Genomic DNA, 12,984 nt, shown 5'->3' with positions numbered 1-12,984 from the left:
ATCAAAAGTTAAAGCCCGCTCTGATGCTGCCATAAAAATGTTGCTGGTTTTCAATCTCGAAATCAAATGTGCCGGTTTCAGGGTTTATAGTACTGTCTTGACCCTTGATGGTCGCGTCCGCTCCGCCCTGAAACTGATAACCGATGGCTGCGGCCAGGCTGAAATGGCTGTCGAACACTCTGGCTGATCTGGCTTTTATTTCAATGCCACCCAGAGGTGCAATATAGGTCTCTTTTTCAGATGCTCTATCGCTTCCGTTACCATTTTGGTAATCCAAATCCAGATCAATGGTTCCGATACGGGCACCTATATATGGGTTCAATGAGAACTGGACCGGACCAAAGCATTCACAGAAATGTTCGTAAAAGGGCAGGGAGAGACCAGCATAGGCGGTGATCAAGTTGTTTACGGAGAAACCTAAAATACCGTAATGTCCACCAGAGCCGCCAAGGTTCAACTCTTCCTCTTCTTCATTGTGAAGACCAGTGTTGCCGCCGAAATTCGCGAAGCTCCAGCCACCGACGAAGACTTCCAGATTGTCATTGATCGGTATATTCAATCTAACATCAAGCCCTACGCGAGCGGCTGTTCCGCTGGCATCAGCTTTGTCCGACTGCCCGGAGTAGAAAGTGTCTTTATATCTGATGCCCGCGCTTAGCCGCGTAATCCCGAAATCCGGAGCGACTTCCAAGTAAGGCAGTTTCAGTGACTGAGTTGAAGCAATGTCTACTTCATCTTCACTTTCCAGAGCTTCGATCGGCGGGTTCGCCTTTATCTTGGCCCGCAGAATATCATACCTGAGCCGTTCCCCGGCCGTTTTATTGCTCTTGAAGCTAAGGTCGGCAAATTCATTTAATTCTGCCTGAGAGACTGCCTGTGCATAAGCCGCTGTGCCAGAAACACCCATAAGGCTGGCAGAGGCAATTCCCATGCCAATGACAGCCCGAAAAATCGTATCTTTCATGAAATCCCCACCTGAAAAGATATTAACAGGTGTTAATGATTGGCATAAATACCTCGAAATGACAAGGTTTCCGCCATTCCCGGGAAGCTTTCAACCTGGAGTAGGTGCGTATATTTGTCGCATCCTGGAAGCCAGGAAAGTCAAGTTATTGTTTTTACGTCAGGACTCCGCGCCGGATCTGATCTTCCTCGATTGATTCAAACAACGCTCGAAAGTTGCCTTCGCCGAATCCTTCATCACCCTTGCGCTGAATAAATTCGAAGAAAATGGGCCCGATAACCGTTTTTGAAAATATCTGAAGAAGGATTTTGGTTGTGCCACCGTCAATGACACCTTCGCCGTCAATCAGGATGCCATGTTTGCTCATGCGGTCCAGTGGCTCAGTGTGATCATGCACCCGTTCAATGGACTGATCGTAATAGGTGGCAGGTGGTTTCGGCATGAACCGAAGGCCGTTGGCAGAAAGTGTGTCGGTGGCGTCGTAAATACGTTCTGTGCCTACAGCTATGTGCTGTATGCCCTCGCCATTGTATTTCTTGAGATATTCCTCGATCTGGCTTTTGTCGTCGGTGGATTCGTTCAAGGGAATGCGGATTTTCCCGCATGGTGATGTGATGGCCCTGGAGACGAGTCCCGTCAGTTTGCCCTCGATGTCAAAGAAATGGATTTGTTTGAAGTTGAACAGGGTTCGGTAGAAAGCCCACCATTTGTCCATGTTACCGCGAAACACATTGTGGGTCAGATGGTCGAGATAGTAAAAACCAACCCCTTCCGGCTTTGGGTCACGGGCACCCAACCATTCAAATTCGGTGTCGTAGGCTGAGCCTTTTTCGCCATGGGCATCGATGAAGTATAAAAGTGATCCGCCAATGCCGATGATGGCCGGCGCGTTCATCACCTTGCCGTCGCCAGTGTATTCTTCGGCACCATTAGCCAGGGCGTGCTGCAAGGCATGGGCTGCATCGACCACACGCCACGCCATGGAAGGCGCGCAGGGACCATGCTTTTCGACAAATTCCTGACCGAATGAACCCGGTTCGCCATTGACCAGATAATTGATGTCGCCCTGCCGCCACAGGCTGATTGCTTTTGTCTTGTGGCGCGCAACTTTGGCGTAGCCCATTTTTGCAAACAGCTCTTCCAGAACAGCTGGGTCTTCATGCGCGAATTCAACAAATTCAAAGCCGTCGGTTCCTGCGGGATTGTCTGCGCTGATTTCGGCAACAACATCGTGCGGAAAGGGTCCCATATGTATTCTCCTGTTGGTGACGCCAATAATAACGCATAACTTGCGCGTAATTCTCGCAATTTGCACCGGTATTAGCTAGTATACGGCTAAATCAACGCAAACATTGGGAAAATATGCAGGAATCAAGCATCGATGAATTTGACCGGAAAATACTGGTAGCGCTGCAGGATGACGGGCGCCTGTCCAATACCGATTTGTCGGACAAGGTAAATCTGTCGGCTTCTCAATGTGCACGCCGACGGGTGCGGCTGGAGGAGGGGGGCTGGATCAGGGCCTATCATGCGGCGCTTGACCGGGAACGGTTGGGCTTTGGTCTGGTCAATCTGATCTCTGTTACCCTATCAACCCATAATCGCGACAATGCCAGGCAATTTACCAAATTGATCGGGGAATTGCCGGAGGTCATGGATGCCTATGCGCTGACCGGCGAAATGGATTACATGCTGAAAGTCGTCACCAGGGATCTCAAGGGCCTGTCAATCTTCGTAAATGAGTATCTGCTGCCGCATGAGAGCGTGCAAAACGTCAAAACGGCGATTGTGCTGGAGACCGTCAAGGAAGGCGGTGGCTTGCCATTGTGACGCAGACTTCAGGAATTTCGGTCCCAAGAATTCCTGCCCGTAAGCTGGAAATGCATTGCGGAATACAAAGCGCTGGATAGTTACATAAACTGCTGCCATGTTATGTGCATCAGCGTCTTGAGGCGCATCGTCCTGAAAATGCAAATCAAGTTTCTGAAACTGGGATGCCGAAATTGGGATAAAAAATAATGGGTGGATTGGAGATTATCCAACTGCCCCAAAGTCAGACACTATTGAGGAGGACACTTAATGCTGAACCGCCGATTTTTGATTAACTCTCTGGGCGCCGCGGCCATGGCTGTTGCGGGACTTGGCGTCGTTTCATCCGCCAGCTTTGCGCAGGATGTAACGTTACGGATGCATCAGTTTTTACCGCCCCAGGCCAATGTGCCGAAGCAGATTTTGTTTCCATGGGCCGAGCGCGTGGAAAAGGCTTCTGGGGGGCGCATCAAAATAGAGATTTTTTCCGCAATGGCGCTGGGTGGAACACCGCCCCAACTGATCGATCAGGCGCGAGATGGTGTGGTCGATATTGTCTGGACCCTGCCGGGTTATTCGCCGGGCCGTTTTCCGCGCGCTGAGGTTTTTGAACTGCCGTTCATGATGACAAATGCGGAAGCTGCGTCGCGTGCCTATTGGCAGCTTTTTGATGACGAGATGAAAGACGCTGATTTCAAGGATTTCAAAATCCTGGGTGCCTGGGTCCATGGTCCCGGCGTTATTCACTCCAAGGGCGATGGCGTGCGCAGTCTGGCTGATATGAGCGGCAAGAAACTGCGCGGCCCGACACGGGTTATCAATGATCTGCTGAAAGAGGCCGGTGCAACGCCCGTGGGTATGCCGGTTCCTGCCATTCCCGAGGCGCTGTCCAAAGGTGTGATTGACGGTGCGGTTATTCCCTGGGAAGTGGCGCCTGCGCTGAAAATAGCCGAACTTGTTGATACGCACACAGAATTTGGCGGCGATCGTGCGCTTTATACGGCCACATTCGTTCTGGCCATGAACAAGCAGCGTTACGATGCCATGCCGGATGATCTGAAGGCCATTCTCGATGACAATACCGGCCTGGAATTTTCAGCCATGGCTGGCCGCCTGATGCAGGAATATGATGCGCCGGGTCGCAAGATTGCGGAAGATTCCGATAATGATATTGTGGTGATTGATGGTGATGCGCTTGCCGGCTGGCAGACAGTGGCAGAAGCTGTTGTTGCGCGCTGGATTTCTGAAATGGATGAAAAAGGCATTGATGGTCAGGCCCTGTTGGACAAGGCCAAGGGGCTCATTGAAAAGAATTCCATGTAGTTCTCTTTTGACAGGGCGGGTGCATTGATGCCCGTCCTGCCATGATGGCCCAGCTATGACCATTCTCATCGCCGGTGCCGGTATTGCCGGCCTGTCGCTTGCCCTAACCTGCCATCAGCTTGGGCTGCCAGTTCGCATTTTTGAACGCAGCCAATCCATCCAGGCTTTGGGCGTTGGCATCAATCTGCAACCCAATTGCGTGCGCGAACTGTTTGATCTTGGCCTTGAGCGGGACCTCGATGGTCTTGGCTTGCGCACGTCGCAGGTAACCTATTTCACCAAATACGGGCAACTCATCTGGGGCGAGCCACGCGGCATGGCGGCAGGCAATAACTGGCCGCAATATTCCGTTCATCGCGGTAATCTGCAACGTTTGCTTTTCGAGACCGTGCTCGAGCGATTGGGCGCCGAGGCCCTCGTCACCGATGCTTTTTTGTTGCGATGCGATCAGGAAGAGGACGGTGTGACAGCCCATTTTCGGTCAGCAGGTGGGGCGCAATGGCAGGAGGGTGGCAGCGTTCTGATTGGTGCTGATGGCATTCACTCTGCTTTGCGTGGTCAATTCTATCCCGGTGAAGGTTCGCCAATCTGGGGCGGTGCCGTGCTGTGGCGTGGTACCAGCATCGCGCGGCCATTTCTGGACGGTGCCACGATGGCCATGGCCGGTCATGAACATCAGAAATTTGTCACTTATCCCATCAGCAAAGCTGACCCTGTCACCGGAATGGCGCTGATTAACTGGATCGCCGAGTTGAAGTTTGCGCCGGATCAGGCCTGGCGCAAGGAAGACTGGAACCGGACCGGCAATCCGGCTGATTTCCTGCCAGCCTTTGAAAGCTGGTCTTTTGACTGGCTTGATGCACCGGCCTTGATCCGAAGCGCTCAGGAAATTCTGGAATATCCCATGGTCGACCGTGATCCGCTGCCGCAATGGACCTTTGGCCGGGCAACGCTGATGGGGGATGCGGCCCATGCCATGTATCCAATCGGTTCCAATGGTGCGTCGCAAGCCATCATCGATGCAAGGGTTCTTGGGTTAATGCTGAAACAGCGTGGGGCGTGTGAAGCTGCGCTGGTCGCCTATGAAGCGGAGCGACGCGCGCCGACCAACGCCATCGTGCTTGCCAATCGTGGCAATGGCCCTGACCAGATCATGGAACTGGTTGAGCAGCGCAGCAAGGGTAAGAATGTTAATCCCGAACTTGTTATATCCAATGTGGAGTTGCAGGATCACGCAGCGCATTACAAAGCCCTCACGGGTCTCAGCATTGACGCCTTGAATGCCAGGCCGCCCATAATTGATCCTGCTCTAGCAGAAGTGATCTGACCATGTATTCAGCTGTGAACCGAGCAGCTTACGCTCTGAGTTTCCTGTTTGCCCTGCTGGGTGGTTTTGTGCTCGTTCTACTGACCCTTTTGACTGTGGCCAGCGTCAGCGGACGCGCTCTGATTCCTTTTGGGCTTGGCCCGGTTCCAGGTGATTTTGAATTGGTGGAAGCCGGTGTGGCCTTTGCCATATTTACCTTCCTGCCCTGGTGTCAGCTTAACCGAGGGCACGCCAGTGTGGAAATACTGACCCAATTTCTGCCAACGCGTATCAACCAGGTGCTGGATGTGACGATTGAGTTGCTGATGTTTGGCGTGGCCGTATTGCTGTTCCGGCAGCATTATCTGGGTACGCTCGATAAAACCCGTTACGGAGAGACCACTTTCATTCTTCAGTTTCCGCTGTGGTGGGCTTATGCGGCATCGCTGGCGGGTGCGCTGGTCTTCGTACTTATTGCAGGGTTCTGTTTGCTGCGCAGTCTGAGGCAGATGGTGCGTTCGGAGGCGCCGGCGTGAGCAGTTTTGAAATTGGATTGTGGTCATTTCCGGTGCTGCTTGGCCTGATTTTCTTGCGTGTGCCCATTGGCCTTTCGATGCTGCTGGTCGGACTGGGGGGCAGCTATGCCATCAATGGAACGACGCTGATGGCGTTTGCCCAGTTGAAGAACCAGACCTACGGAACATTTTCCAGCTACTCCCTGTCCATCATTCCGCTGTTTTTGCTGATGGGGCAATTTGCTACGCTGGGGGGACTTTCTACGGCCTTGTTCAAGGCTGCAGAAGCCTGGCTTGGGCATCGCAAAGGCGGTGTGGCCATGGCGGCGATTGGCGCTTGTGCAGGGTTTGGTGCCATTTGCGGGTCATCTCTGGCAACGGCGGCCACCATGGGGCAGGTGGCTCTGCCGGAACTCAAACGCTATGGCTATTCGCCCGCGCTGTCGACCGGCGCTCTGGCTGCCGGTGGCACGCTGGGCATTCTCATTCCACCCTCTGTCATTCTGGTGATCTATGCCATTTTGACCGAGCAGAACATCGCCAAGCTGTTTGTTGCGGCCTTCATTCCCGGCATTCTGGCAGCGGTGAGCTATATGATTACCATTGCAATTTATGTGCGTGTTGATCCCAAATCCGGTGGTGTGCGGGACCGCATGGCGTATGGAGCGCGTTTCAAGGCGCTGGTGCCGGTCTGGCCAGCCCTGCTGGTGTTTCTGGCTGTGGTTGGTGGTATTTATCTTGGCGTCTTCACGCCAACGGAGGCTGCAGCTGTCGGGGCTTTTGGCACGGGTTTGATCGCGTTCTTTAATGGTGGATTGACCTTCAAGACGCTCAAGGGTGCCATTCTGGCAACGGCTTCGGCAACGGGCATGGTGTTCTTCATCATTCTGGGTGCCGCGGTGTTTAACGGGTTTCTGGCGCTGTCTCAGGTGCCGCAGGAATTGGCAAATTATGTGCTGGAACAGGACATCAATGCCTGGGCCATCTTGTTGAGCATATTGGTGCTCTATCTGTTGTTTGGCTGCGTGATGGATTCCCTGTCGATGATCCTGCTCACGGTACCGATTTTCTTCCCGATTGTGTCCGGGCTGGATTTCGGCATGACCACCGAGGAGTTTGCTCTGTGGTTTGGCATTTTGGTGCTGATTGTGGTGGAGGTCGGACTGATCACACCGCCTGTGGGCATGAATCTGTTTGTCATCAATTCCATGGATAAGAGTACGCCGATGTCTGTGACCTATCGCGGCGTCTTGCCATTCGTGCTGACTGATATTGTGCGGGTTGGAATCTTACTGAGCTTTCCGATTATTACGCTGGCGCTCGTCCGGCTTTTATACTGAAGCCTTCCCCAAAAGAAGAAAGCCCGCCGATGGGTATCGGGAGGCTTTGAAGGTGGAGCTTTTGTGGCCCGCATCACCCAACCATTGGCCATTTTATTTTTGTTATTGGCGGCCTTGTGGTCGGTGGTGTTTGTGAGCCGTTAAGCTCAGATCCCGTCGCCCTGCTTAGGGGGCGCGTTAGGCGACGAGATCCTTGCCGCAACAAAGCGTATCTGTTGCGTTCTTCCAGCTATTATTTGCCGGAAAGATCTTTGGCCAGACCAGTGTAACCTGGGGTCATGGCATCGGGTGAGCTGTCATTGGCTGGGTTGTATACATTTGCAGAAGCTGCAGATGCGCCCAGTGCAATGGAGCCGAGGATCAGGATTGGTGCTGCGATTTTACGAAATGTCATTTTATTATTCCTTGTTCTTGCTTGACGTTTGTCAGGTGTTCCGGTTGCCGGTCATCTCATCTGTCAGGGAGGAGAACAGAGAGACAATCGGCATCCGGTAGAGGGCGTGTCTGGCTTATTTGCCGGACAGGTCTTTGGCCAGACCAGTGTAACCTGGGGTCATGGCATCAGGTGAGCTGTCATTGGCCGGGTTGTAAACATTTGCAGAAGCTGCAGATGCGCCCAGTGCAATGGAGCCGAGAATCAGGATTGGTGCTGCGATTTTACGAAATGTCATTTTATTGTTCCTTGTTCTTGCTTGACGTTTGTTTGGTGTTCCGGTTGCCGGTCATCTCATCTGTCAGGGAGGGGTGCAGAGAGACAATCGGCATCCGGTGGAGAGTGTGTCTGGCTTATTTGCCGTACAGGTCTTTAGCCAGACCAGTGTAACCTGGTGTCATGGCATCGGGTGAGCTGTCATTGGCTGGGTTGTAGACATTTGCAGAAGCTGCAGATGCGCCAAGTGCGATGGAGCCGAGGATCAGGATTGGTGCTGCGATTTTACGAAAAGTCATTTTATTATTCCTTATTGTTGATTTTCGGTTGTCGTCTTGTTTTGTTTGTTGCGAGTGGTGTTGGCCTCTCGATGAGTTGGATTTAAGGAAGAAGTTCTGAGATTTAAACAGCGACAATTCGTTCGCGAAACCTGAACATTCACAGACGCGTGAGACCGGCAGAGCCAAACCGCAGAACTCTGCGGATCGCCAAAATCGACCTCACAGAAATACAGAAACACCTCACAACCCTGTGTATCGATGTGACAAAGCTGTGTTTGAAAAATAAGGGGAATTCGCCGTGCATGGCGGAAAAATCACCCCGATCCAAACCATGATTCCTGTTGTCAGGACAAAATACGGGTCTGTTTTTCGCCCAAAGAGCTTTATCATCGAGCCGCGAACGCCATTCGGAGGGTATTATGGAAGACAAGCAGCATCTGGACCTGGCCGGGTCCATTCCCAAGACTGTAAAACACTATCTTCATCGCATCGGCCAAATTTTGTTGCTGCTTGAAAATGAGCCAGAGGCCGAGCGTCTTTTATCCGTGCGCCTGGCACCGGATATGTTTGAGACGGGATTTAACCTTGCCATCGCCATTCAATTTGCAGCACGTGCGTTGTGTCTTCCGGCAAAGATTGACCTGCCTGAAATACCAGACACATATACTGTTGCGGATCTTCTCGGGTTTTCAGACGAGGTCTCGCGGCTCATTGAACCAATTTCCGAGGCAGATGTTGCGCCAATTGTTTCGCACAGGGCAGGCGATGCCGAACTGGTTCAAACTACGGCAGAGTATGTCAGCTGTTTCGCCTTACCCAACATGATATTTCATATGAGTATCAGCTATGCCGGATTGCGCCATGGCGGTATGAAAATTGGCAAGGCTGATTTTGATGGGTTTCATATCTATGGATGACCATCTGCTGGCCTTGTCAGGACAGCAGACCAATCAAATTCACCATTGATGCAACGGCAATGCCAAGAAATGCATAGTGGGATGCGAAAGCAAGAGCAGCTGCCATTCGTTTTATCAGGATTGGGTGATGGTTTTCAAAGAACGGGGTCATCATCAGATAAATGACAGCAAGACACCCGCATAGAATGATCGGCAAGCCCGCAAAAAGCGAACTTGCTGTCACGGCTTTGCCTGCCAGAAATCTGAAAATCTGATTGCATTTTGGGTGCGCAATAAATCGGCGTGAGTCAGCCCGATGTCGTTCAGCAATGGGTGTGGGCTTTTGAGGAGAAACTGATGGGTTTTGAGCACCGCCCGGTAAGCCATGTAGGCGATAATGAAACGGGCTATTGTGCGCAACCCGCGAACGGCCGTGATAACCAGGCGGGTTTTTGAGGCGCTCCGGCGACAAGGCAGTGCCAGACCGTGAACCTGTTTGAGCGGCTGATGAGAATGCATTTGCATGATTTGACCTTTCACTACCCCTGATTGGAAGAGCCCGGAATTTATGCGCGCTCAACAGATCGCAGTTGCAGCGCAAGCTGATCTGTTTCGTTACTGTGACTTCTGGAATTCTTGCGTTTGAACCTGCATCCGTCATGAACGGCATAAGTTCAGTGGCCATGCATTCGAGCCTGACCGTGGTCATCAGCGTTGTAAGCGCCGTGGTATTGTTGTCATAAATGCGTTGTTTTTTGGGGATGGACTCAATCGGGCGATCAAACTCTTTTCATAGCCTCATAACTGAAAAAGGCATCCAAGTTTGGCTGTTTGTCAGAGTCGTCCGACAGATGGTTTTGAGACACCTTGGTGGGCAAGGTCCGCTCTGGTATATAACGTCATGCCCATGCCTCAGTAGATGAACCGCGTCTTGATGCCGTTCTGGAATCTCTTTCTGAAGATGCTCAGGCTTATTGGAGAAGATGACTGTTGTAAGAAGTATTGATTTGCGAAAATCAGAATCCCGGATTGAGCAGGCGTCCTGCAGCACGCTTTCTCAAGACATTCATTTGAGTGGCGTTTCAGGCAACAGTCGAATTTGTGCGCCCTTGCGATTTTCCAAATGTATCAAAACCGTCAAGACGCGTTTTTATCAATGCCACAATGATGGCCGTGCGGTAACACGGCAGGCCGAACGCCATCGCAGAGATATTGACGTATTGAAAGTCAATTCTCTGGACGGCGTTCGTAAGCGGATTAGCTGCTCTTTTGTGCTTCAACTTGTGGAGCGTCCGGCCAAGCTGTGTGATCTGTATCCAGATCAGAAAACTTTTTGGGGTCGAACACCGGCTTTGCGACACCGGCGGCAAGTTGTTGCCGGAAGTCGGTGATTATCCGCATCGCCACCGGGAACAGCATCATCAGGGCCAACAGGTTGACCACCGCCAAAATGCCCATCATCGGATCAGAGAATGAGAAGATCGACGTTGCCCCCGGCGCGACAGCTCCAAGGAAGACAATGCCAACAATTGCAATGCGCAGAACGTGCAGTGCCATCGGATTGCTGGTCATAAATGTCAACGCGTTCTCACCCAGATAATAATTGTACATGATGGATGAGAAGGAGAAGAGCAAGATGGCAAAGGTCAGGAAATACGCCGCCCAACTGCCCACATGGCTGACCATGGATTGCTGAGTGAGCGCCACTCCGTCAATGCCTTCCACACCTGGTTGATAGACGTCTCCCAGAAGGATCACAAAGGCCGTGCATGAACAGATGATGATGGTATCAATGAATACCGAAAAGCTCTGTGTGATGCCCTGACTGACCGGGTGCTTGACATAGGCTGTTGCGGCCACGTTAGGGGCGGAGCCAAGGCCGGCCTCGTTTGAAAACAGGCCGCGGCGCAGCCCTTGTGCAATGGCGGCACCAATGCCCCCGGAAACGGCTTCGCGAAAGCCAAATGCATTTGCAACAATGTCCCAGATGACAGCGGGAAGTCCCGTAATATTGATTACAATGACGATCAGAGCCATTGCGATATAGCCGATTGCCATAATGGGAATGACGACATCTGCGGTCTTTGCGATGCGGTGAATACCGCCATAGATTATGAAGCCGGTTGCAATGGCTAACACGGCTCCGGTGTAAATGCGTGGGATGGACAGGCTGTCCAGCGCAGCGCCGGCTACGGTGTTGCCCTGAAACGCGTTAAACCCAATGGCGAAGGATGCAATGAGACAGACTGCATAGATAATTGCGAGCCAGCGATAGTTTTCACCCAGACCATGTATGATCGTGCGTGCCGGTCCGCCGCGATAGTCGCCTTCCGGTGTGGTGCGTTTGTATAACTGGGCCAGAGTTGCTTCGATCAGTGCGGTACACATACCAACCAGAGCAATCATCCACATCCAGAATACCGCGCCGGGGCCACCTGCTGTGATGGCGACAGCCACACCTGCAATGTTGCCACCGCCGACACGTCCGCCGACCGATACGAACAGCGCTTCACGCGCGCTGATCTTCGTCGGATCTGACGTTTCGCTGTTTCCAGTGAGAACGCCGAACATGCGTTTGAAAAAGCGAAACTGCACAAAGCCACTGGCGGATGTGAAGAACAGACCGAAAATAACCAGGATGGGGATCAGTGCCCACCCCCAGGTCAGATCATTTATGAGATTGAATATGGGATCTAGAAAGCTCATGCGACACAGTCCCCTAATTGATGTGTTTTTGCCTAGAACCGCCGAGCTTTTACCATTTTTCTGGCTAAGTCCAGAGCATCTTAAGGGAATCCAGTAAGTATCACATTTTGCTTATTTCTTTGTCCTGTTGCATCGTTTTAACCTTGTAGAAGGCCAGCGCAAACCATAATAGCTGCCCAGCGGATTTGTCTGGCTGCGCGCCCATGCCTCAACCGTGCCATCCTTGTTGGCCTCATCTGTCGCAAATCGGATTGGTGCGGTTTGATGCGCGTGAGCTGGAAAACCCGATCCCACTGAGTGAGTGTCACGATCTGAACATTTCATCGAAGACTTTTGGTGGACCCTGAAGGGTTCGTCCGCAATCAGGCCAAGCCTCAAGCCTCAAGTCTCAGTCAGGCATGGCTGAAGAATTTACATACTTTGCATGCTGCTCATGCGCCTCGTCATGACCAAAATAAACCAGAACGTCGCCGGACTCTATCGGATGGTCTGTCTCCACAGTCAGCGTCTGCTTTGATCCCGCGCTCTGGATGGCCAGCAATTTCAGGCCGTGATGATCTATTGCATCGAACGTTGTTGGGGTCTCGTGTTTGTAAACGTGTTCAACAATGCTGTAGCCATCGCTGAGCTGGAATATCCGGTGGTATCCGCGATGCTCGATATCGGTGGTGTGAGACAGAATCCGACCGGTGATTTTCGACAGGAGCCGATCAAGTGTCTGGTTCAGCATAATGACAAAGGTCAGAACGATGGCCAGAACAATCAGCATCACCTGAAACATAATTGTCTCTCCGTTGCCGCCAGCATCCGTGAAAGCCACAATGAAGGTTGATGCGACCGAGACGAGGCCGAAATTTCCCAGAACCATCAGTGTGATCACAATGCGCCGCCGGATCGGGTAATTGACGATCATTTCAGCTTCGCTGGTGGTAAAGCCCGTCCCTGTGAGCGCAGAGATGCACTGGAAACGGGCCACCGGCTCCGGCAGGCCGGTCAGCCGCATGGCAACCGTTGCCACTTTGATGATCAGCAGCGAGATCATCAGCAAAACGGCTATTGTCAGGGCTGCACCCATTGTTCTGACCTCAATCCTGTCCAGACGCCGATGTCGGTAAGCCCACTGGTACGAGACACATTGGGCTTACCCCGGTTCCAGATGCGCAAGTCGCTGCTACATGCCGGAATTATGGCCCTG

Annotated in this window: 16 protein-coding genes; 6 read left to right on the top strand and 10 right to left on the bottom strand. The window is 52.2% G+C overall.

Features of this window, described 5'->3' with window-relative positions:
• Position 1 precedes the first annotated feature (1 nt).
• A complete protein-coding gene (locus RAL91_RS01120) occupies positions 2–964 on the bottom strand; it encodes a hypothetical protein (RefSeq protein WP_306259141.1) in 963 nt (320 codons plus the stop codon).
• A 154-nt stretch (positions 965–1,118) separates the two neighbouring features.
• Positions 1,119–2,213, bottom strand: a complete 1,095-nt coding sequence (gene hppD / locus RAL91_RS01115; RefSeq protein ID WP_306259140.1) for a 4-hydroxyphenylpyruvate dioxygenase — start codon at positions 2,211–2,213, stop codon at positions 1,119–1,121.
• 113 nt (positions 2,214–2,326) lie between these two features.
• Between hppD and RAL91_RS01110 the strand changes: the two genes are divergently transcribed.
• The 5 genes from RAL91_RS01110 (at position 2,327) to RAL91_RS01090 (ending at position 7,257) form a co-directional block, all read left to right on the top strand.
• On the top strand, positions 2,327–2,794 hold the full coding sequence (locus RAL91_RS01110) for an Lrp/AsnC family transcriptional regulator (protein ID WP_306259139.1): 468 nt from the start codon (positions 2,327–2,329) through the stop codon (positions 2,792–2,794).
• A 249-nt stretch (positions 2,795–3,043) separates the two neighbouring features.
• Positions 3,044–4,096: a TRAP transporter substrate-binding protein gene (locus RAL91_RS01105; protein ID WP_306259138.1), complete on the top strand. Its 1,053-nt coding sequence runs from the start codon at positions 3,044–3,046 to the stop codon at positions 4,094–4,096.
• 55 nt (positions 4,097–4,151) lie between these two features.
• Positions 4,152–5,423, top strand: coding sequence for a flavin-dependent oxidoreductase (locus tag RAL91_RS01100; RefSeq protein WP_306259137.1), 1,272 nt, complete (start codon positions 4,152–4,154; stop codon positions 5,421–5,423).
• Between the two features lie 2 nt (positions 5,424–5,425).
• Positions 5,426–5,938, top strand: a complete 513-nt coding sequence (locus RAL91_RS01095; protein ID WP_306259136.1) for a TRAP transporter small permease — start codon at positions 5,426–5,428, stop codon at positions 5,936–5,938.
• Positions 5,935–7,257 carry a TRAP transporter large permease gene (locus tag RAL91_RS01090; protein ID WP_306259135.1) on the top strand — a complete coding sequence of 441 codons (1,323 nt, stop codon included), beginning with the start codon at positions 5,935–5,937 and terminating at the stop codon, positions 7,255–7,257. Before RAL91_RS01095 ends, RAL91_RS01090 begins: the two co-directional genes overlap by 4 nt.
• Before the next feature lie 232 nt (positions 7,258–7,489).
• Here the strand turns inward: RAL91_RS01090 and RAL91_RS01085 are convergent, their stop codons facing one another.
• The 3 genes from RAL91_RS01085 to RAL91_RS01075 form a co-directional block, all read right to left on the bottom strand.
• Complete coding sequence (locus tag RAL91_RS01085) at positions 7,490–7,651, bottom strand: hypothetical protein (RefSeq protein WP_306257934.1); 162 nt, start codon at positions 7,649–7,651, stop codon at positions 7,490–7,492.
• A 115-nt stretch (positions 7,652–7,766) separates the two neighbouring features.
• Positions 7,767–7,928: a hypothetical protein gene (locus tag RAL91_RS01080; protein WP_306257934.1), complete on the bottom strand. Its 162-nt coding sequence runs from the start codon at positions 7,926–7,928 to the stop codon at positions 7,767–7,769.
• Positions 7,929–8,043: 115 nt separating this feature from the next.
• Positions 8,044–8,205: a hypothetical protein gene (locus tag RAL91_RS01075; protein WP_306259134.1), complete on the bottom strand. Its 162-nt coding sequence runs from the start codon at positions 8,203–8,205 to the stop codon at positions 8,044–8,046.
• A gap of 401 nt (positions 8,206–8,606) precedes the next feature.
• Between RAL91_RS01075 and RAL91_RS01070 the strand changes: the two genes are divergently transcribed.
• Positions 8,607–9,104: a DUF1993 family protein gene (locus RAL91_RS01070; protein WP_306259133.1), complete on the top strand. Its 498-nt coding sequence runs from the start codon at positions 8,607–8,609 to the stop codon at positions 9,102–9,104.
• A 16-nt stretch (positions 9,105–9,120) separates the two neighbouring features.
• Here the strand turns inward: RAL91_RS01070 and RAL91_RS01065 are convergent, their stop codons facing one another.
• The 5 genes from RAL91_RS01065 to RAL91_RS01050 form a co-directional block, all read right to left on the bottom strand.
• Positions 9,121–9,327, bottom strand: a complete 207-nt coding sequence (locus RAL91_RS01065; protein WP_306259132.1) for a hypothetical protein — start codon at positions 9,325–9,327, stop codon at positions 9,121–9,123.
• The gene (locus RAL91_RS01060) at positions 9,324–9,608 is read right to left on the bottom strand and encodes a hypothetical protein (protein WP_306259131.1); all 285 of its coding nucleotides are present in this window, start codon (positions 9,606–9,608) and stop codon (positions 9,324–9,326) included. The genes RAL91_RS01065 and RAL91_RS01060 overlap by 4 nt, the downstream gene beginning before the upstream one ends.
• A 732-nt stretch (positions 9,609–10,340) precedes the next feature.
• Positions 10,341–11,789, bottom strand: a complete 1,449-nt coding sequence (locus RAL91_RS01055) for a sodium:alanine symporter family protein (protein ID WP_306259130.1) — start codon at positions 11,787–11,789, stop codon at positions 10,341–10,343.
• Between the two features lie 111 nt (positions 11,790–11,900).
• Complete coding sequence (locus tag RAL91_RS24985) at positions 11,901–12,113, bottom strand: DUF6855 family protein (protein ID WP_371932470.1); 213 nt, start codon at positions 12,111–12,113, stop codon at positions 11,901–11,903.
• 64 nt (positions 12,114–12,177) lie between these two features.
• Positions 12,178–12,864, bottom strand: a complete 687-nt coding sequence (locus RAL91_RS01050; RefSeq protein WP_306259129.1) for a hypothetical protein — start codon at positions 12,862–12,864, stop codon at positions 12,178–12,180.
• Between the last annotated feature and the right edge of the window lie 120 nt (positions 12,865–12,984).

This window comes from Pararhizobium sp. IMCC21322 (assembly GCF_030758295.1).
In the GTDB taxonomy this organism is placed as follows: domain Bacteria; phylum Pseudomonadota; class Alphaproteobacteria; order Rhizobiales.
This window is presented reverse-complemented; position numbering and strand designations above follow the sequence as displayed.

What these genes read in the sequence shown, in the direction of transcription:
- RAL91_RS01120 (WP_306259141.1), bottom strand. Translation starts at nt 964, where the DNA reads ATGAAAGATACGATTTTTCGGGCTGTCATTGGCATGGGAATTGCCTCT.
- hppD (WP_306259140.1), bottom strand. Translation starts at nt 2,213, where the DNA reads ATGGGACCCTTTCCGCACGATGTTGTTGCCGAAATCAGCGCAGACAAT.
- RAL91_RS01110 (WP_306259139.1), top strand. Translation starts at nt 2,327, where the DNA reads ATGCAGGAATCAAGCATCGATGAATTTGACCGGAAAATACTGGTAGCG.
- RAL91_RS01105 (WP_306259138.1), top strand. Translation starts at nt 3,044, where the DNA reads ATGCTGAACCGCCGATTTTTGATTAACTCTCTGGGCGCCGCGGCCATG.
- RAL91_RS01100 (WP_306259137.1), top strand. Translation starts at nt 4,152, where the DNA reads ATGACCATTCTCATCGCCGGTGCCGGTATTGCCGGCCTGTCGCTTGCC.
- RAL91_RS01095 (WP_306259136.1), top strand. Translation starts at nt 5,426, where the DNA reads ATGTATTCAGCTGTGAACCGAGCAGCTTACGCTCTGAGTTTCCTGTTT.
- RAL91_RS01085 (WP_306257934.1), bottom strand. Translation starts at nt 7,651, where the DNA reads ATGACATTTCGTAAAATCGCAGCACCAATCCTGATCCTCGGCTCCATT.
- RAL91_RS01080 (WP_306257934.1), bottom strand. Translation starts at nt 7,928, where the DNA reads ATGACATTTCGTAAAATCGCAGCACCAATCCTGATTCTCGGCTCCATT.
- RAL91_RS01075 (WP_306259134.1), bottom strand. Translation starts at nt 8,205, where the DNA reads ATGACTTTTCGTAAAATCGCAGCACCAATCCTGATCCTCGGCTCCATC.
- RAL91_RS01070 (WP_306259133.1), top strand. Translation starts at nt 8,607, where the DNA reads ATGGAAGACAAGCAGCATCTGGACCTGGCCGGGTCCATTCCCAAGACT.
- RAL91_RS01060 (WP_306259131.1), bottom strand. Translation starts at nt 9,608, where the DNA reads ATGCAAATGCATTCTCATCAGCCGCTCAAACAGGTTCACGGTCTGGCA.
- RAL91_RS01055 (WP_306259130.1), bottom strand. Translation starts at nt 11,789, where the DNA reads ATGAGCTTTCTAGATCCCATATTCAATCTCATAAATGATCTGACCTGG.
- RAL91_RS24985 (WP_371932470.1), bottom strand. Translation starts at nt 12,113, where the DNA reads ATGAAATGTTCAGATCGTGACACTCACTCAGTGGGATCGGGTTTTCCA.
- RAL91_RS01050 (WP_306259129.1), bottom strand. Translation starts at nt 12,864, where the DNA reads ATGGGTGCAGCCCTGACAATAGCCGTTTTGCTGATGATCTCGCTGCTG.